Source organism: Brevundimonas sp. GW821-FHT09G01 (assembly GCF_059416065.1).
The window spans coordinates 605,752-622,963 of record NZ_JBWKOL010000001.1 but is presented as its reverse complement, the minus strand read 5'-3'; the positions used below and the strand labels follow the sequence as shown (position 1 = coordinate 622,963).

The 17,212-nt window shown below is 70.2% G+C and carries 17 protein-coding genes; 7 read left to right on the top strand and 10 right to left on the bottom strand.

The window, feature by feature from the left end:
• Positions 1-86: 86 nt before the first annotated feature.
• Both AC07NB_RS03085 and folK read right to left on the bottom strand, forming a co-directional pair.
• The gene (locus AC07NB_RS03085; RefSeq protein WP_291833705.1) at positions 87-428 is read right to left on the bottom strand and encodes a hypothetical protein; all 342 of its coding nucleotides are present in this window, start codon (positions 426-428) and stop codon (positions 87-89) included.
• 66 nt (positions 429-494) lie between these two features.
• A complete protein-coding gene (gene folK / locus AC07NB_RS03080) occupies positions 495-1,052 on the bottom strand; it encodes a 2-amino-4-hydroxy-6-hydroxymethyldihydropteridine diphosphokinase (RefSeq protein ID WP_291833702.1) in 558 nt (185 codons plus the stop codon).
• On the opposite strand from folK, the gene AC07NB_RS03075 reads away from it, so the two are divergent.
• A complete protein-coding gene (locus AC07NB_RS03075; protein ID WP_494570875.1) occupies positions 1,051-1,617 on the top strand; it encodes a LabA-like NYN domain-containing protein in 567 nt (188 codons plus the stop codon). The two genes, folK and AC07NB_RS03075, sit on opposite strands and share 2 nt — an antisense overlap.
• A gap of 123 nt (positions 1,618-1,740) precedes the next feature.
• Positions 1,741-1,938: a hypothetical protein gene (locus tag AC07NB_RS03070; RefSeq protein ID WP_291833696.1), complete on the top strand. Its 198-nt coding sequence runs from the start codon at positions 1,741-1,743 to the stop codon at positions 1,936-1,938.
• Positions 1,939-1,945: 7 nt separating this feature from the next.
• On the opposite strand, the gene smpB is transcribed toward AC07NB_RS03070, so the two are convergent.
• Together smpB and dapA are read right to left on the bottom strand one after the other, a co-directional pair.
• Positions 1,946-2,416 carry an SsrA-binding protein SmpB gene (gene smpB / locus AC07NB_RS03065; RefSeq protein WP_291833694.1) on the bottom strand — a complete coding sequence of 157 codons (471 nt, stop codon included), beginning with the start codon at positions 2,414-2,416 and terminating at the stop codon, positions 1,946-1,948.
• A gap of 12 nt (positions 2,417-2,428) precedes the next feature.
• Positions 2,429-3,313 (bottom strand): 4-hydroxy-tetrahydrodipicolinate synthase, encoded by an 885-nt coding sequence (gene dapA / locus AC07NB_RS03060; protein ID WP_291833691.1) that lies wholly within the window; start codon positions 3,311-3,313, stop codon positions 2,429-2,431.
• A gap of 112 nt (positions 3,314-3,425) precedes the next feature.
• Between dapA and AC07NB_RS03055 the strand changes: the two genes are divergently transcribed.
• Positions 3,426-5,519 (top strand): lytic transglycosylase domain-containing protein, encoded by a 2,094-nt coding sequence (locus AC07NB_RS03055; RefSeq protein WP_494570874.1) that lies wholly within the window; start codon positions 3,426-3,428, stop codon positions 5,517-5,519.
• On the opposite strand, the gene AC07NB_RS03050 is transcribed toward AC07NB_RS03055, so the two are convergent.
• The 4 genes from AC07NB_RS03050 to AC07NB_RS03035 are packed head-to-tail and all read right to left on the bottom strand — an operon-like array spanning position 5,459 to position 8,671.
• Positions 5,459-6,268, bottom strand: coding sequence for an ABC transporter ATP-binding protein (locus tag AC07NB_RS03050; protein WP_494570873.1), 810 nt, complete (start codon positions 6,266-6,268; stop codon positions 5,459-5,461). The two genes, AC07NB_RS03055 and AC07NB_RS03050, sit on opposite strands and share 61 nt — an antisense overlap.
• Positions 6,265-7,248, bottom strand: a complete 984-nt coding sequence (locus AC07NB_RS03045; RefSeq protein ID WP_492313133.1) for a FecCD family ABC transporter permease — start codon at positions 7,246-7,248, stop codon at positions 6,265-6,267. The genes AC07NB_RS03050 and AC07NB_RS03045 overlap by 4 nt, the downstream gene beginning before the upstream one ends.
• A complete protein-coding gene (locus AC07NB_RS03040) occupies positions 7,245-8,045 on the bottom strand; it encodes an ABC transporter substrate-binding protein (protein ID WP_494570872.1) in 801 nt (266 codons plus the stop codon). Before AC07NB_RS03040 ends, AC07NB_RS03045 begins: the two co-directional genes overlap by 4 nt.
• Positions 8,042-8,671, bottom strand: a complete 630-nt coding sequence (locus AC07NB_RS03035) for a TetR/AcrR family transcriptional regulator (protein ID WP_291838243.1) — start codon at positions 8,669-8,671, stop codon at positions 8,042-8,044. Before AC07NB_RS03035 ends, AC07NB_RS03040 begins: the two co-directional genes overlap by 4 nt.
• A gap of 207 nt (positions 8,672-8,878) precedes the next feature.
• Here AC07NB_RS03035 and AC07NB_RS03030 point away from each other — a divergent pair, with 207 nt between their 5' ends.
• From AC07NB_RS03030 to AC07NB_RS03015, 4 genes are read left to right on the top strand one after another with little or no spacing between them, the layout of a single operon-like run.
• On the top strand, positions 8,879-10,240 hold the full coding sequence (locus AC07NB_RS03030) for a glycosyltransferase family 2 protein (protein ID WP_494570871.1): 1,362 nt from the start codon (positions 8,879-8,881) through the stop codon (positions 10,238-10,240).
• Complete coding sequence (locus AC07NB_RS03025) at positions 10,212-11,150, top strand: RsmD family RNA methyltransferase (RefSeq protein ID WP_492313137.1); 939 nt, start codon at positions 10,212-10,214, stop codon at positions 11,148-11,150. Before AC07NB_RS03030 ends, AC07NB_RS03025 begins: the two co-directional genes overlap by 29 nt.
• The gene (locus tag AC07NB_RS03020; protein ID WP_291838252.1) at positions 11,147-11,944 is read left to right on the top strand and encodes a TrmH family RNA methyltransferase; all 798 of its coding nucleotides are present in this window, start codon (positions 11,147-11,149) and stop codon (positions 11,942-11,944) included. The genes AC07NB_RS03025 and AC07NB_RS03020 overlap by 4 nt, the downstream gene beginning before the upstream one ends.
• A 26-nt stretch (positions 11,945-11,970) precedes the next feature.
• Positions 11,971-13,164, top strand: coding sequence for a PDZ domain-containing protein (locus tag AC07NB_RS03015; RefSeq protein WP_494570870.1), 1,194 nt, complete (start codon positions 11,971-11,973; stop codon positions 13,162-13,164).
• Here AC07NB_RS03015 and AC07NB_RS03010 read toward each other — a convergent pair.
• Positions 13,161-13,520 carry a GFA family protein gene (locus tag AC07NB_RS03010; protein ID WP_291838262.1) on the bottom strand — a complete coding sequence of 120 codons (360 nt, stop codon included), beginning with the start codon at positions 13,518-13,520 and terminating at the stop codon, positions 13,161-13,163. The two genes, AC07NB_RS03015 and AC07NB_RS03010, sit on opposite strands and share 4 nt — an antisense overlap.
• Positions 13,520-16,993 (bottom strand): DNA polymerase III subunit alpha, encoded by a 3,474-nt coding sequence (gene dnaE / locus AC07NB_RS03005; RefSeq protein WP_494570869.1) that lies wholly within the window; start codon positions 16,991-16,993, stop codon positions 13,520-13,522. The genes AC07NB_RS03010 and dnaE overlap by 1 nt, the downstream gene beginning before the upstream one ends.
• Between the last annotated feature and the right edge of the window lie 219 nt (positions 16,994-17,212).

Below are 17,212 nucleotides of genomic sequence, written 5' to 3'. Positions count from 1 at the left end.
GAATTTCCTCGGACGCGGGAGAGAACCGCGCAAAATATAGATGTGGACCGCTTTGTGCAACGCCACATGGGCGTATTTTGGGCGTTCTAGCCGCCCGTCGTCGCCATCAACCCGCCCAGGACGAGTCCGACCACCGGCACGATAAAGGCCCAGTAGCGGGTCGGGACGAAGAAGAAACTGCCCGCCGTGGGCTTGAGCAGGACCCGCTCCCCCGTCTTCTCATCCAGCAGCACCCGGCCCTCGCGGCTGTCCAGGGCGCGGGCCGTGAAGAAGATGGCCGCGCCCGCCAGCAGGCCTGTCAGGATGAAACCGATCGCGGGACCCCACGGATCCGGAGCGCCTGTCGCCGTGACGCCGACGATGCTCACGCCGAAGGCGACGATGACATACAGCGGGACCAGCAGGCCCCAGCCCGACCAGATGATCATGGCGTCCCTTTCGGATGTCCGCGGCCACAGTCTTCCGGTCCAGGCGTCCGGGTCAACCTGTGCCGACTACGCGATCGGCGCTGCGTCCAGCCCGACGGACGCCGTCTGCGCCAGCCAGGCGGCCGTTTCGCCGCCCGGATGCCGCCAATCCGGGGCGATCTCGGCCAGCGGCCCCATGACGAACAGGCGCTCGGCCGCGCGGGGGTGCGGCAGGATCAGACCGTCGAAATTTCCGGTGATGCGGCCATAGGCGATCAGGTCCAGGTCCAGGGTTCGGGGGGCGTTGCGGACGTCGCGCTGGCGCCCGAAGGCCTCCTCGATCCGTCCCAGGGCCGCCATCAGGGCATGCGGATCATGGGCGGTGCGGACCAGGACGACCCCGTTCAGGAACGGCGGGTCCTCGCGGTTCGGCCAGGCGTCCGAACGCCACCAGGACGACCGGGCCAGCACATCGATCCCTTCGCACCGGAACCGCGCCAGCGCCGCCTCCAGCGCCTCGCGGCAATCGGCCCAGGCCCCCTTGTCATTGCAGCCCAGCGCGACGATGACGGCGGAGTCCGGATCGGGCTCGCTGTCTATTTCGACGGAGGGTGGGACGCCCATTTCTGCGGAGACCTTTTCCATGACGCCCAATCCAGCCGATCGCACGGCCCTGTTCATCGACGGGGCCAATCTTTACGCCGCCGCGAAGGCGCTGAACACCGATCTCGATTTCCGCAAGCTGGTGGAGATGTATCGCACTCGGGGCGATCTGGTTCGCGCCCTCTATTACACCGCCGTGGTCGAGGGCGAGGAATTCTCCCCCATCAAGCCGCTGGTGGACTGGCTGGACTACAACGGCTTCACCGTGGTGACCAAGCCGGTCAAGCGCTTCACCGACGCCCAGGGCCACACCCGCACCAAGGGCAATATGGACATCGAGATCGCCGTCGACATGCTCGAACTGGCGCCCCGGCTGGACCACGTCGTGCTGTTCTCCGGCGACGGCGACTTCCGTCGGCTGGTGCAGGCGATTCAGGCCAAGGGGGTGAAGGTCACCGTGGTCTCGACCGTGAAGACCCAGCCGCCTCACATCGCTGACGACCTGCGCCGCCAGGCGGACCTGTTTGTCGACCTCAACGACCTGCTGGCCGAGATCGGGCGGCCCCGCGTCAACGGCGGCCCCCCGCTGCGGGACGACCGCGCCTAGGCCTTGCCCCGCCGGCCGGGTGTGGCTCTCGCGCAACGCGAATCACACCACGAAGAACCGTGATCCGCAGCCCGGGAACAGCGCCCTCTTCGTGACGTTTCACGGACAGCTTTGGAGGCTGTCATGGGCAGGAGAAACGGGGTGTTCACCCCGCGCGAACGTAGAACGGCGCTGATCGCGCTACTGGCCGCCGTCGCGGTCGCGGCCGGGGGGATGGCGATCCAGCCGCTGATCAAGCCGTCGCTGGGACCGGGCGGAGCCGACGCCTATCTTTCTGCGCCGACCCCGGGCGTCCTGGACGCGACGCCGCTGGTCGGCTGATCGCCGCCTAGCCGCGTTCCTTCATCAGCCGCGCCTTGTCGCGCTGCCAGTCGCGGTCGGCGCTGGCCTGGCGCTTGTCGTGCAGCTTCTTGCCCTTGGCGAGCGCGATCTCGATCTTCGCCTTGCCCGCCTCATTCAGATACAGCCGCACAGGAATGATGGTCTGGCCGTCGCGCTGGACCGCGCCGATGAATTTGTCGATCTGCTTGCGATGCAGCAGCAGCTTCCGGTGCCGCCGCGGCTCGTGGTTGAAGCGGTTGGCCTGTTTGTAGGGCGGGATGTCGGCGTTCACGAGCACGATCTCGCGCCCCTCCACCGCCGCGTAGGATTCGGCGATGTTGGCCCGGCCGTCCCGCAGCGCCTTGATCTCGGTTCCGAGCAGGGCGATGCCCGCCTCGGTGTAGTCCTCGAGGAAATAGTCGAACTTGGCCCGGCGGTTCTCGGCCAGCACTTTCATCTTCGGTTTGTCGGAGGCCATGCGCCCTTGATCCTATCCCAACCCGGCGTCGGCCATCGCACGGTCGATCGCGGGCTTCACGGCGTCGGCGGTCGGGGCGAGCGGGAGGCGGACCTCCTCGGTGCAGAACTGCAGACGCGACAGGGCGTATTTGGTGGGCGACGGCGAATTGTCGAGGAACAGACCCTTGTGCAGGCCGATCAGGCGGTCCTGCCACTCGCGCGCGGCGGCGTAGTCCCCGGCCTGCGCCGCCTCGTGCAGGGCGACCATGCCCTCGGGCGCGACGTTCGAGGTGACCGAGATTACTCCCACCCCGCCGTGGGCGTGGTAGCCGAGATAGCTGGGGTCGTCGCCCGAGATCAGGTCGAACTGGCCGCCGATGTTGGCGCGCATCCAGCTGACGCGGGCCAGGTCGCCGGTGGCGTCCTTGATGCCGACGATGTTCGGATGCGCCGCCAGCCGGGCGACCGTCTCATTGGCCAGGTCCACGCCCGTCCGGCCCGGGACGTTGTAGAGCACGATGGGCAGCTGGACGGCCTCGGCGATGGCCTCGAAGTGGGCGGCCAGGCCGGTCTGCGACGGACGATTGTAGTAGGGCGTGACCACCAGCGCCCCGTCAGCGCCGACGGCCTTGGCGTGGCGAACCAGGTCGATGGCCTTGTCCGTCGAGGACGAGCCCGCGCCGGCGATGACGCGGACGCGTCCGGCGGCGACCTGCACGCACAGTTCGACGACCCGCTGATGCTCTTCCGGATGCAGGGAAGCGCTCTCTCCGGTCGTGCCCATCGGCACGACGCCGTGAACTCCGGCGGCGATCTGGCGTTCGAGCAACCGCGTGAAGGCGGCTTCGTCCACCTTTCCGTCACGAAGTGGTGTGATCAGGGCGGTGATCACGCCCTTGAACAAGGGGGCGGTCATTGAAACGATGGTCCTGCGTGGAATTGGGCGACACTCGCCCGGAAGCGAAGCGCCGGAGGGTAGGTTGCCGGTTCACGGACCGCAACCACGACGAATGGGGATAGGACACGGAATGATCGGAACTAGCCTCGCGGCCGCCCTGGCCCTTCTCGCCCCCGCGCCCGAGAGCGTCCTGCCGCAGGAAGTCCCCTACTACGCCTCCGCCCCCGCCGGTCCGGTCAGCAACCAGCCGCGCACCCTGAGCGATCAGGACACCGCCCTCTTCCGCCAGGGGCTGGCCGCCGCCCGCGCCCGCGATGTGACCGGCGCCCGCTCCGCCATGGCCCAGATCAGCGATCCGGCCGCCCGCAAGCTGGTCGAATGGGCCCTGCTGGACACCGCCGCCGACCAGATGTCGTGGGGCGAGTTGGCTGACGCGCCGACCCGTTTCGCCGGCTGGCCGCGGGCCGACAGCCGCCGTCAGGCGGTCGAGCGCGCGCTGGACCGTTCCTACGCCGGTCCCGACGCGGCCCTGGCCCTGTTCGAGCGCGACGCCCCGACGACGGTGCAGGGCGCCATCGCCTTGGCCGACGCCCTGGAGCAGCGCGGGCGCCGCGACGAGGCGCGCCGCCTGATCAAGGACTGGTGGCGGACCCGCAGCTTCGAGGCCGACCAGCAGTCGCGCATCCTGACCCGCTGGGATTCGGCCCTGACGCGGGATGACCACGAGACTCGGCTGAACATGCTGCTGCTGGGGCCGCACGGCCCGGCCACGCGCGCCATGATTCCCCTGGTCTCGCCCGAGCGGCAGGCCGTGGCCAACGCCGTGGTCGCGTTGCGCACCGCCTACAGCCCCGACGCCATCGTGGCCGGCCTGTCGCCGTCGCAGGCCATCGAGCCCGCCGTGGTGCTGGAACGGGTGCGGATCCTGCGTTCGCAGAGCCGTCAGTCGGAAGCCTTCCCGATCCTGCGCTACCTGCCGGCCGCGCCGTCCTCGACCGACGCCCAAAACACCCTGTGGAGCGAGCGCCGCAACTACTTCCTGGACGCCCTGCAGGCCCGCAACTGGCAGGCCGCCTACGACGCCTTCGCCGGTCACGGCTTCCCGTCCGGCGACCGCAAGGTGGACGCCGAGTTCTTCGCCGGCTGGGTCGCGCTGGTGAAGCTGAACGATGCGGCGCTCGCGACGCGGCATTTCGAGACCCTGCGCCAGTCCTCGACCACCCCGATCACCCAGGGCCGCGCCCTCTACTGGCTGGGGCGCGCCGCCGAGGCGCAGGGCAGCGTTCCGGCCGCCGTGAACTACTACCAGGCCGGGTCGCGCCACTTCCAGACCTTCTACGGCCAGCTGGCCGCCGAGAAGGCCGGACAAACTTCGATCACTCTGCCCGCCGACCCCGAGCCGTCCAACGCCGACCGCGCCGCCTTCGAACGGAACGAGGTCGTGCGCGCCTGGCGCGTCCTGGGCGAGACCGGCGAGGCCAGCCTGTTCCGCGTCTTCGCCTATCAGCTGGACGACGATGTCCCGACGGTCGAGCAACTGGCCCTGATGATGGATACGTCGCGCGGCTACGGCGAGGGCTTCACCGCCATGATGATCGGCCGCGCCGCCAGCCAGCGCGGCTATCTGCTGCCCGAGCGTCAGTACCCCATCCGCATGCCGCCGAGCGTGCCGGGCGCCGCGCCGCTGGAGTTCACCCTGGCCATCACGCGGCAGGAATCCAGCTTCGACCCGCGCGCGCGCTCGCACGCCAACGCCCGGGGCATGATGCAATTCCTGCCCGCAACCGGCCGCGGCGTGGCGCGCCAGCTGGGTCTGCCGTTCTCGGACGAGCGTCTCTACGATCCCGACTTCAACATGACGCTGGGCAGCTTCCACCTCGGCGACCTGATGAACAATTTCGGCGGCTCGATGCTGCTGACCACGGTGGCCTACAACGCCGGTCCGGCCCGTCCGCCGCAGTGGGTGGCGCGCTGCGGCGACCCGCGCGCGGGGACCGTGGACCCGATCGACTTCATCGAGTGCGCGCCCTTCACCGAGACGCGCAACTACATGATGCGGGTCATGGAGAACATGTCGATCTACAAGGCCCGGCTGAATGGCGGGGCCGCGCCGCTGAGCCTGTCGCAGGACATCCGCCGCGGCGTGCCGCGCGGACCCCAGCCCTATGCGACGGTGTCGGGTGAGGAGCCGCTGCGCACCCCGGACCCCGAACCGGGCGAGTAGCGCAAGCCGGACAGCAGCGGGCCGTCCGGGGTTTCGATCCAGCGTGCGGACAGGCCGAAGACGCGCGCCATGATGTCGGGTGTCAGGGCGTCCAATGGCGCGCCGTCGGCGACGGTCCATCCCTCGTGCAGCACGGCCACCCGATCCGCGTACCGGGCTGCCAGTGTCAGGTCGTGCAGGCTGACCAGCACCGCCTGCCCGCCCCTCGCCCGCGCCTTCAGCCGTTCCAGCACCAACAGCTGGGCGTCGGGGTCCAGGCCGGCGATCGGCTCATCGACCAGCAGGGCCTTCGCCGGACTCGCCAACGCACGTGCCAGCAGCACCCGCGCCCGTTCTCCGCCCGACATCTCGGCCACGCCCCGGTCCGCCAGATGCCCAGCCTCGACCTCGTCCAGCGCGGCTTGAGCGGCCTCTCGCGCCGCGCCGCCGGACAGGAAGGGCGCGCCCAGGGCGGCGATCTCGATGGCGGGCAGGTTCCAGGCGATGCGCCGTTCCTGCGGCAGGTAGGCGACCCGCTCGGCGCGCTGCCGGGCGGACAGGGTCCGAACGTCGTCCCCCTGCAGGCGGGCGACCCCGCCGGTCAGGGGCAGAAGGCCCGCGAAGGCCCGGATCAGGCTGGACTTGCCGGCCCCGTTCGGACCGACGACGGCCACCAGCTCGCCCGCGTGAACCTGCAGGTCGGCGCCGTCCAGCACCTGACGCCCGCCCAGCCGGGCGTCGGCGTCCCACATGGTCAGCGATGCGATCATAGCCGCCACTCCTTCGCGGCCCGCCAGGCGATCATGGCGAACAGGGGCGCGCCGACCAGGGCGGTGAACACCCCCAGCTTCAGCTCCTGATCCGTCGGGGTGATCCGCGCCAGCAGGTCCGCGCCGACCAGCATCAGCCCGCCCGCCAGCGCCGCCGGGGCCAGCAGTCGGGCCGGATCGCCCCGCACCGCCGCCCGCACCAGATGCGGCGCCGCCAGACCGACGAAGCCGATGACGCCGGACACGGCCACCGCCGCGCCCGTCGCCAGCGCGGCCGCCAGCAGGGCCAGCAGGCGCAGGCGGGCCATCGGAAGGCCCGAGGTCCTCGCCGTCTCTTCGCCCAGGCTCAGCATCTTCAGGCCGGGCGCGGCCAGGGCGGCCAGACCGGCGGACAGCGCGACGGCGGGGGTGACCCACAGCACGTCGATCCAGCTGCGGTTCTGCACCGAACCCAGCAGCCAGCTCATCACCTCGGCCGAGGCGATGGGCGACGGCGACAGGTTGAAGATCAGGGCGGTCAGGGCGCCGGCGAAGCTGGAGATCGCCACCCCGAACAGGATCAGGGCCTCCGGCGCCCGCACCCGGGCCGAGAACAGGACCAGCAGGCCGCCGGCGAGGCCCGCGCCCGCCAGGGCCGAGACCTCGACCGCCCCAGGCACGCTCGCCGCGCCCAGCACGATGGCGCTCGCCGCGCCCAGCGCAGCCACGGCGGACACGCCCAGCACGCCGGGATCGGCCAGCGGATTGCGCAGCAGTCCCTGCATGACCGCTCCGGCCAGACCGAGGGCGGCGCCGACCATCAGGGCGGTCATGGCGCGGGGCGCCCGCACGGCCCACAGCACCTCGCCGGGACCCGAGGTCGGGTCGCGCAAGGCCTCGCCGAACTGGGCCAGGGTCAACGGGCTCTCGCCGAACAGCACGGCCAGGGCCAGCGCGGCGGCGATGGCCAGCGACAGAATGAGGATCAGGCGTCCGCTCACGATCCGCCCTCCGCCAGCATCGCGGCGGCGTCGGCGGCGAACCAGGCCGGACAGGTCAGGGCGGCGGCGGGCAGCCGCGCGGCCACCCTGCCCTGCGCCGCCTTGCGCACGACCGGATGTCGTCCCGGACCGCGCCAGTCGCCGCGCGCCTGGTCGAAGAAGCCGAGCACGAAGCGGACGGGCGGAAACAGGGCGACGCGCTCGACGCTGACCGGGTTGAAATAGGGCTTGTCGGCGGCGTTGCGGAAGCCGGCGGCGCTGAAGATGGCGTCCACCAGCGTCTCCTTGCCCGCCGTGAAGCCGCCCGGCGTCAGATACAGGGCCGTGGGCCGCGCGGCGGTCTTGGGCGCCGCCTGCAACAGCCGCGCGTCCATCCGCTCGATCAGGGCCTCGCCGCGGTCATGCGCGTCCAGCGCCTGCGCCACGCTGCGAATATTGGCGCGTATGCCATTGAAATCCGTGGCGTCGCTGATGATCGCCGTCGGCGTGCCCCGCGCGTCCAGTCGCGCCAGAAGCCGGGGCTCGCCGCCCCAGTAGCGAACGACCACATCGGGCCGGAAGGTCACCGCGGCCTCCAGCGTGGGCCGAACACGCGCCCTGCCCCGGGCCGCCTCGCGCAGCCAGGCGTCGGGATCGTCGGCGCGCGGCGACAAGGCCAGCTCCGCATCGGGTCTCAGGGCCAGCACATACTGGTCGGCGCACTGGTCCAGCGACAGAATCCGCGTCGGTCGGGCCTGCGCGGTCCCGGCCCCAAGGATCAGCAGCCCCCCGGCGGCGACGGCCGCCAGCCGCCTCAAGACTTGAGCAGGCCTGTGAACAGCCCCTCCAGCAGGGTCGTCACCAACTGGTCGCGGTCGACCCAGTCGAAATAGGGTTTGGAGATCATCAGCGAGACCGCGCCGTGCCCGCCCGCCCAGACGGCCTGGGCCGTGGTCTTGGCGTCGTAGCGCAGCCGCCCGGCGGCCTCCAGCTCATCGATCACGTCCTCGAAGGTGCGGAACAGCTCCACTCCCATCTCGCGCGCCGCCGACTGGGCGCCCTCCCGCAATTCGATCGGGCGGGTCATGTAGACCAGCCGGTAGGCGTTGGGGTTGGCGAAGCCGAACTCGACATAGGCGCGCATCATCTCGCGCATCCGCTGTTCGGGCGAACGGGTCTCGGCGATGATGACCTGGTTGGCCTCCATCAGGGCTTCGAAGGCTTGCCGGCAGATCTCCTGCAGGATTTCGCCCTTCTCGGAAAAATGCATGTAGAGGGCTGTCGAGGACAGCCCGACCTCGTCGGCGATCTTGCGGATCGTGGCGCCCTCGTAGCCGTGCTCGACGAAGATCCGTTCCGCCGCGGCCAGGATTTCGGCGCGCCGCTCGTGGCCCTCGCCCTTGGGCTTGCGCGCGGATCGGGAACTGACGGGGATAGCGGTCACACGCGGCTCCGAATACGTCTGTCCCTTGAATAGCGGTAATCGGGCGGCAGCGCCAAGCGGTTGCGAGGGGTGATGTTTCTACGTTAACCATTACGTGTGAGGGCGAATACAGACAGCGAAAACGGGAATTCGGACCTGGTTCGGTCCGCCGCGTTGCCGCCTGCGCTGAGCGCGGCGCGCCGAGGCCTGTCGCCGGGACAGTGGATCATGGTCCTCGTCCTGATCGCGGGCGCGGTCTGGCTGATCGGGCGCGATCCGGCCGGAGCCCTCTTGGCGCTGGAGGTGTCGGCGGGCGCCGCCTTCCTGTTCGTGGCGGTCTGGCGGTGCCTGCTGATCCTGGTTCGCCCTGCGCCCGCGGTGGAGACGCCGCCGCCGGACCTGTGGCCCCGTTACACCGTCCTGGCCGCCCTGCATGACGAGGCCGAGGTGGTGGATCAGCTGATCACCCGTCTGGCGGCCATCGACTATCCGCCGGATCGGCTGCAGGGCATTCTGGTGCTGGAGGCGCATGACGGGGCGACCCTGGCCGCCGCCCTGGCGGCGCCTCGTCCCGACTGGCTGGAGATCTTCATCGCGCCGCCGGGGCGGCCAGGCACCAAGCCACGCGCCCTGAACTGCGCCCTGCCCTACGCCACCGGCGACCTGCTGACTGTCTACGACGCCGAGGACCAGCCCGATCCCGGCCAGCTTAAGGAGGCGGCGGGCCGGTTCCTGGCGGACGCCGGCGGGCGGCTGGCCTGCCTGCAGGCGCCGCTGCGCATTCGCCCCGCGCCGGGGTCGCGCTCGTCCTTTCTCGATCGGCAGTTCGCGGCGGAATACGCCAACCTGTTTGAGGTCGTCCTGCCCGGCCTGACCCGGCTGGGCCTGCCGTTCCCGCTGGGCGGGACCAGCAATCACTTCCGGATCGATGTGCTGCGCGGCCTCGGCGGCTGGGACTCGTGGAATGTGACCGAGGATGCGGACCTGGGCTTTCGCCTGTGGCGCGGCGGCTGGCGGATCGGGGTGATCACCCGGCCCACCTGGGAGACGCCGCCCGGCCCCCTGCACGACTGGCTGCCCCAGCGCACCCGTTGGCTGAAGGGCTATCTGCAGACCTGGGGCGTGCACACCCGCAATCCCGGCGCTTTGGGCCCGCGCGGACTGTTCGCCCTGATCATGACGCTGGGGGTCGGTCTCGCCTCGGCGGCGCTCTATGGGCCGACCCTGTGCTGGGTGCTGGCCTCGGTGCTGGTGTCGACGGTGTCGGGCCTGTCGCCCGAGACGCCGCGCCTGGCCTTGAGCGTACTGGTCCTGGGCGCGGCGTCGGCCTGGCTCTCGTGCGTGCTGGGCGCACGGCGTGCGGGCGTTCCCTACGGACCGCGGGACATGATCGCCGCGCCCGCCTACTGGAGCCTGCTCAGCCTGGCCTTCACCCAGGCCCTGTGGCGCCTGGTGTTCGAGCCCTTCGCCTGGGACAAGACGCGGCATCGGCGCGACATCCCGGCGGTCCGCGCTGACGCCGCGCTGGACGAGGCGGGGTCGCACCGCCTATCAGCGACCCATGCCGCCACGCCTGAACCCGTCGCCTGAAACGCTCTTCACCCGAGGCTGGGAAGACTACGCCCTGCTGGACAGCGGTCACGGCCGCAAGCTGGAGCGCTATGGGCGCTTCACCGTCGTGCGGCCCGAGCCCCAGTGCTTTTGGGCGCCGCGCGATCCCGCCGCCTTCGACAAGGCCGACGCCGTGTTCGATCCGCAGGCGCAGGATGACGATGACGACGGCCGCTGGCGCTTCTCCGGCCGGCCGGTCGAGACCTTCCCGCTAGCCTGGCGCGACGTGCGCTTCACCGGCCGCTTCACCCCCTTCCGCCACCTGGCCTTCTTCCCGGAGCAGGCTGCGAACTGGGAATGGCTGGATGCGCGGGTGCGCACTCTCTCGCGCTCAAGTCGCCCGAAGGGCGATGGCGCAGCGAAGAACGCGCCCAAGGTCCTCAACCTGTTCGGCTACACCGGCGTGGCCAGCCTGGCCTGTTCGGCCGCGGGCGCCGAGGTGACCCACGTCGACGCCTCCAAGAAGTCCGTCGCCTACGCCCGCGAGAACGCCGAGCAGTCGGGGCTGGCCGACCGGCCGATCCGCTGGATCGTCGAGGACTGCCGCAAGTATGTCGCCCGAGAGGTCCGGCGCGGCGTGAAGTACGACGGCATCATCCTGGATCCGCCGAAGTACGGGCGCGGGCCGACGGGGGAGGTCTGGCGGCTGTTCGAGGACCTGCCCGGCCTGCTGAAGGACTGCGCCGCCCTGCTGTCGGACGACGCCTCCTTCCTGCTGCTCAACGCCTATGCCGCGCGCATCTCGGGCCTGTCGCTGGCCCATCTGATGGCGGAAGCCACGGCGGACCGCGGCGGCGTCATCGACTGGGGCGAGCTGGCGCTGGCCGAGCATGGGCCGGACGGTCGAGCCATCGGCCTGAGCTTCTTCGCCAGGTGGAGCGGGCAATGACCGATCGCCTGATCACCTCCCTGACCAACGACACGGTCAAGAATGTCCGCGCGCTCAACATGCGCAAGGAGCGCGAGAGCACGGGCCGCTTCCTGGCCGAGGGACTGAAGTTCATCGGCGAGGCGCTGGATCAGGGCCGCACGCCCAAGCTGCTGCTGGTCGGCATGGAGGCGCGCGAGCATCCGCTGCTGGACCGCGCCAAGGCCGAGACCCGCGCCGCCGGCGGCGAGGTCGTCATCGTCACCCATCCGATTCTCGAGAAGATCAGCCGCCGCGACAATCCGCAGACGGTCCTGGGCGTGTTCGAGCAGGTCTATACGCCCCTGTCGGCCATCCAGCCGAACAGCGCCCCCTGCTGGGTGGCGCTGGAGCAGGTGCGCGACCCGGGCAACCTGGGCACCATAATCCGCACCGCCGATGCGGCGGGCTGTGGTGGGGTGATCCTGATCGACGACTGCGTCGACCCCTATTCCACCGAAGCCGTGCGGGCGACCATGGGTTCGGTCTTCGCCGTAGCCATCGCAAGGGCCACCTCGGCGGAGTTCATCGCCTGGCGCCAGTCGTGGCCAGGCAGCGTCATCGGCACCCGACTGGACGCCACCCACGGCTATCGCGACGCGGCCATCCAGCATCCGGCCCTGGTCCTGATGGGCAATGAGCAGGCCGGGCTGACTGACACGCTTGCCGCCGCCTGTGACGTCAACGTCAAGATCCCGATGCGCGGCCGTGCCGACAGCCTGAACCTGGCCATCGCCACGGGCGTGATGGTCTATGCGGTGACCGACGCGGCCTGACGGCCCGCGCCTGTCCGGAGTTTAACTTGCCGGACGGAGGCCCGCGTCACAGCTTCACCGCCATGCGTATCCTGCTGATCCTCGCCGCCCTGCTTCCCTTCGCCGGACCCGTCCACGCCCAGACGCCTGACCTGCCGCCCGCGGCCTTTCGCGCCGACGCCCTGTCGATCGAGGGGCTGATCAACGGTCAGTACGCCTATCTGGACCGCTTCCCCGGCGGCGTCATGCCGATGAGCGACGTCCTGCGGGCCGAGGCGTCGGCGGTGCATGACCGGTCGTCGCTTCTGCTCTACGCCGAGCACGCGATCACGGCGCTGGCGGACCACCACGCCATCACCGGCAGCTCCTTCAGCGACAGCCGGGCGCTCGTCCCCAGCTATGCCGATCTGTGGATCGAGAAGCAGGGGCGGGCCTGGCGCATCACGGCCGTACGCGAAGGCTCTCCAGCCGAGGCGGCGGGGGTGCGTCCGGGGCAGGCGCTGGAGGCCGTGGGCGGCGTGGCGACCGGCGACGCGGTGCGCGCCTTCTGGGGCGAGCTGGGGCTGGAGCCCGGCGGTGACCGGGACGGCTTCGCGGCCCGGGTGCTGGCGGCGGGCCGACGGGACAGGGAACGGGACCTGACGATCTCGGGACGACGACTGACCCTGCCGAACCTCTATGCGACCGGCGGCGCGGATCGGTCGCCCCTGACGGTCAGCGAGACAGGCGGTCGGCGGGTCATCCGGTTCAACGACTCGTTGGGCGACAACGACACCGTCGCGGCCTTCGACGCCGCCATGGCCGGCGCCCGGCCCGGGCAGCCGATCCTGATCGACCTCACCGACACCGCCAGCGGCGGCAACACGGTCGTGGCCCGTGCGGTGATGGGCTGGTTCGTGACCGAGGCCCGCCCCTACCAGATCCACAACCTGCCCTCGGAAGAACGCGAGACCGGCGTGCCGCGCCAGTGGATCGAGCAGGTCCTGCCCCGCCCCGGCAAGCATCACGACGGCCCGGTCACGGTCCGCGTCGGGCGCTGGACCGGCAGCATGGGCGAGGGCCTGGCCATCGGCTTCGACGCCCTGGGCGCGCGGGTCGAGGGCGGCCGGATGGCGGGCCTGCTGGGCGCCGTCTACGACCTGCGGCTGGAGAACTCCGGCCTGACGATCAAGATCCCGGCCGAGCGGCTCTACGCCGTCGACGGGACACCGCGCGAAGCCTTTGAGCCGCGCCGCCGCTAGAAGCTGCGTCCGTCCACCCGTTGGGCGGTCCAGCTGAAGGGCTCGAGGTCGGTCAGGGTGCGGATGTTGATCGCCACCATGGGATCGCCCTTGGGCGTCTTGCCCTCGGCGAACGGCTGGACCCCGCACGTGTCGCAGAAGCGGTGCTGGATGTTGTGGGTGTTGAAGGTGTGGGTGCTCATCGCCCCCTCGCCCGCCTTCAGGCGGAAGGCGTCGGGGCTGACGAAGGTCAGGACCAGCCCCTTGGGGTAGCAGTGCGAGCAGTTGCACTCGATCAGGCCCTGCAGGTCGGTGTCGACCTCATAGGCCACGGCGCCGCAGTGGCAGGAACCCTGATGGGTTTTCGGTTCGCTCATCACGCATCCTCCAGATAGCTGACGCCCGGGGCCGACTTCAGGGCGCCGCGCAGGGCGCCGTCGAGGCGGTACCGGCCGGGCAGTTTCATCTCGACCTCGCGGCGGCCGTCCAGGGCTGCGACCAGGAAGACCTCGCCACCCTTGCCGCCCTCGGCGGCGGCGCGCTCCAGCCGGGTGCGCAGGGCCGCGGCGTCGGTGGCGCGGGCCGAGACGTGGATCCGCAGGCCCATGCGCCCGTCGTCGATCAGCGTGTCCAGCCGGCTGGCGTCGTCGCCGAAGAAGCGCACCTCGCCGTCGGCGCTCTTGGCCCGCACCTTGACCATGACCGAGGCGCCGGTCTCCAGCACCTCGCGGCATTTGCGCAGCTGTTCCGGCGGGAACAGGCATTCGAACTCGCCGGTCGGGTCCGAGAAGGTGACGAAGGCGAACTTCTCCCCCGTCCGGGCGCTGGCCCGCTCCTGGCGGCGGCGCACGACGCCGGCCATCATGAACGCCTCGTGGCCGCTCTCGGCCAGGGCGGTGGCTTCGGCGACGAAGGTGACGCGCTTGCGCTTGAGGGCCGGCGCCATGTCCTCCAGCGGGTGGCCGGACAGGTAGAAGCCGACGGCGGCCAGTTCCTGGTCCAGCTTTTCGGGTCCGACCCAGGGCTCGACGGGCGTGAGGCGCGGGCGGCCCGCGGCGACCTGATCGCCGCCGAACAGCGAGACCTGCGACGAGGCGCGCTCGGCGGCCACGCTCTGGCAATAGGCGATCAGCTTGTCGGCCTGTTCGACCAGCTGGCGGCGGTTGGTGTGGAAGCCGTCGAAGGCGCCGGCGCGGGCCAGGTTCTCCAGCGCCCGCTTGTTGACGAATTTCGGATCGACCCGCTCCAGGAAGTCGAAGATGTCGGTGAAGCGGCCCCCGGTCTCGCGCACCTCGACCAGGTGCTTCATGGCCTCCAGCCCGACGTTGCGGATGGCGCCCAGGGCGTAGAGGACGCTGCCGGTCTTCTCGCCCTCGGCCCCCTCCTCCCAGGCGACATCGAAGTCGGCCGAGGAACGGTTCACGTCCGGGGCCTTGACCGGCACCTCGAAGCGACGGCAATCCTGATAGAAAACAGCCAGTTTATCGGTGTTGCTGAGATCGAGAGACATGGACGCGGCCATGAATTCGACCGGGTGGTTGGCCTTCAGCCAGCCCGTCTGGAAGGAGATCAGCGCATAGGCGGCGGCGTGCGACTTGTTGAAGCCGTAGCCCGCGAACTTGGCCACCAGATCGAAGATGCCGCCCGACTGCTGCTCCGAGACGCCCTTCTCGGACGCGCCCTTGATGAAGCGGGCGCGCTGGAAGTCCATCTCCTCCTTCTTCTTCTTGCCCATGGCGCGGCGCAGAAGGTCGGCTTCGCCGAGGGAGTAGCCGGCCAGGATCTGGGCGATCTTCATCACCTGTTCCTGGTAGATGATGACGCCGTAGGTCTCCGACAGGGTCTCCTGCAGCGAGGCGTGCAGGTAATCGACTTCCTGGCGGCCGAACTTCCGGTCGATGTAGGTGTCGATCATCTCCATCGGGCCCGGCCGATAGAGGGAGATCAGGGCGGTGATCTCCTCGATGGAGCCGCAGCGCATCTTGCGCAGCGTGTCGCGCATGCCCTGGGATTCCAGCTGGAACACCCCGACGGTCTGGCCCGAGGCCATCAGTTCATAGGTCGGCTTGTCGTCCAGCGGCAGCTGGTTCCATTCGGGCGCGGCGCCGCGGCGCTTCAGATAGCCGTGGGCGCGATCCAGCACCGTCAGGGTCTTCAGGCCCAGGAAGTCGAACTTCACCAGACCCGCCGGCTCGACCCACTTCATGTTGAACTGGGTGGCCGGGATGTCCGAGCGCGGGTCCTGATACAGGGGCACCAGCTCGGTCAGGGGCCGGTCGCCGATGACGATGCCGGCGGCGTGGGTCGAGGCGTTGCGGTACAGCCCCTCCAGCTCCAGCGCCGTATCCAGCAGGGTGCGCACCGAGGCCTCGCTGTCGCGGGCCTCCTTCAGACGCGGCTCCAGCTCGATGGCCTGGGCCAGGGTGACCGGGTTGGCCGGGTTGGCCGGCACCATCTTGGCGAGGCGGTCGACCTGGCCCAGGGGCATCTGCAGCACCCGGCCGACGTCGCGCAGCACGGCGCGGGCCTGAAGGGTGCCGAAGGTGATGATCTGGGCGACCCGGTCCTTGCCGTAGTGCTCCTGGACGTAGGTGATGACCTCCTCGCGCCGCTCCTGACAGAAGTCGATGTCGAAGTCGGGCATGGAGACGCGTTCCGGATTGAGGAAGCGCTCGAACAGCAGGCCGAACCGCAGGGGGTCCAGATCGGTGATGGTCAGGGCCCAGGCGACCAGCGAGCCGGCGCCGGAACCCCGGCCCGGCCCCACGGGAATGCCGTGGGTCTTGGCCCATTTGATGAAGTCCGCCACGATCAGGAAGTAGCCGGGGAAGCCCATCTGGGTGATGATCCCGACCTCCCACTCCAGCCGGGTCCAGTACTCCTCCTCGGGGAAGGCGGGCGTGACCTCGGTCAGGCGCTGCTTCAGCCCCTCGCGGGCCTGATGCAGCAGCTCGTCCGGCTCGGAGCGGCCCGCGCCGGTGTCGAAGCGGGGAAGGATCGGCGCCCGGGTGGTGACCAGGAAGGCGCAGCGGCGGGCGATATCGAGCGTGGTGTCGCAGGCCTCGGGCAGGTCGGCGAACAGCTCGCGCATGGCGGCGGCGGTCTTGAACCAGTGCTCGCCGGTGATGCGGCGGCGGTCCTCCTGGCCGGTGAAGGCGCCGTCGGCGATGCACAGCAGGGCGTCATGGCTCTTGGCCTGGGAGGCCTTGGCGTAGTGGACGTCGTTGGTGGCGACCAGCGGCACGTCGTTCTCATAGGCCCAGGCGACGAGGCCCCGCTCGCCCTGGGCTTCGCTGGCCAGGCCGTGGCGCTGCAGCTCGACATACATGCGGTCGCCGAAGGTGGCGAACATCTCGTTGAGGGCGGCGTTCCCCTCCCCTGCCTTGCCCTGCACGAACAGGGGATCGACGGGGCCGTCGGGGCCGCCGGTCAGCAGGAGCAGGCCGTCGGAATGCTCGACCACCTTGTTCCACGGCACGCCCGGGTCATCCATCGACCCGGCGTCGAGGAAGGCCGAGGATGACAGCTGGCACAGGTTCAGCCAGCCGGTCTCGTTCTGGACGATCAGGACCACGGTCGGGACCTTGGCCCAGCGTTCGGCGACCTGGCCGCCGATGCCGGTGACCGGCAGGGCGCAGGCCACGATGGGCTGGACGCCCGCGTCCTTGGCCGCCTGGCTGAACTCCAGCGCGCCGAACAGATTGACCCGGTCGGCCACGGCCACGGCCGGCATGCCCGCGTCGGCGGCCATCTTGGGAACCTTGCCCGCCTTGATCGCGCCTTCCAGCAGCGAATAGGCCGAGCGGACCCGCAGGTGGACGAAGCCCTGACTGTTCAACGCTTCGCTCACCGCGTCTTCGCTCCGCTCTTCAGACTGGCCGTCATCCTGAACCGAGTCTCACATCCGGCCCGCCGGAAACACCGGAAAGCGACCGGCGCCGAAGCCTCGCCGGGGAGCATTTGTGGACAGGTCCTGCCCGGCGTCGGAGACGTGCGTTTCGCACCGTAAAAAACACAGTGCGAAGAGTGCGAAACCTGAGCTCAAGCCATTGAAAATGCTGAGGCGGAG

Excerpts from the sequence above, each read along its gene's own strand:
- AC07NB_RS03085 (WP_291833705.1), bottom strand. The coding sequence starts at position 428 with ATGATCATCTGGTCGGGCTGGGGCCTGCTGGTCCCGCTGTATGTCATC.
- AC07NB_RS03075 (WP_494570875.1), top strand. The coding sequence starts at position 1,051 with ATGACGCCCAATCCAGCCGATCGCACGGCCCTGTTCATCGACGGGGCC.
- folK (WP_291833702.1), bottom strand. The coding sequence starts at position 1,052 with ATGGAAAAGGTCTCCGCAGAAATGGGCGTCCCACCCTCCGTCGAAATA.
- AC07NB_RS03070 (WP_291833696.1), top strand. The coding sequence starts at position 1,741 with ATGGGCAGGAGAAACGGGGTGTTCACCCCGCGCGAACGTAGAACGGCG.
- smpB (WP_291833694.1), bottom strand. The coding sequence starts at position 2,416 with ATGGCCTCCGACAAACCGAAGATGAAAGTGCTGGCCGAGAACCGCCGG.
- dapA (WP_291833691.1), bottom strand. The coding sequence starts at position 3,313 with ATGACCGCCCCCTTGTTCAAGGGCGTGATCACCGCCCTGATCACACCA.
- AC07NB_RS03055 (WP_494570874.1), top strand. The coding sequence starts at position 3,426 with ATGATCGGAACTAGCCTCGCGGCCGCCCTGGCCCTTCTCGCCCCCGCG.
- AC07NB_RS03050 (WP_494570873.1), bottom strand. The coding sequence starts at position 6,268 with ATGATCGCATCGCTGACCATGTGGGACGCCGACGCCCGGCTGGGCGGG.
- AC07NB_RS03030 (WP_494570871.1), top strand. The coding sequence starts at position 8,879 with ATGGTCCTCGTCCTGATCGCGGGCGCGGTCTGGCTGATCGGGCGCGAT.
- AC07NB_RS03025 (WP_492313137.1), top strand. The coding sequence starts at position 10,212 with ATGCCGCCACGCCTGAACCCGTCGCCTGAAACGCTCTTCACCCGAGGC.
- AC07NB_RS03020 (WP_291838252.1), top strand. The coding sequence starts at position 11,147 with ATGACCGATCGCCTGATCACCTCCCTGACCAACGACACGGTCAAGAAT.
- AC07NB_RS03010 (WP_291838262.1), bottom strand. The coding sequence starts at position 13,520 with ATGAGCGAACCGAAAACCCATCAGGGTTCCTGCCACTGCGGCGCCGTG.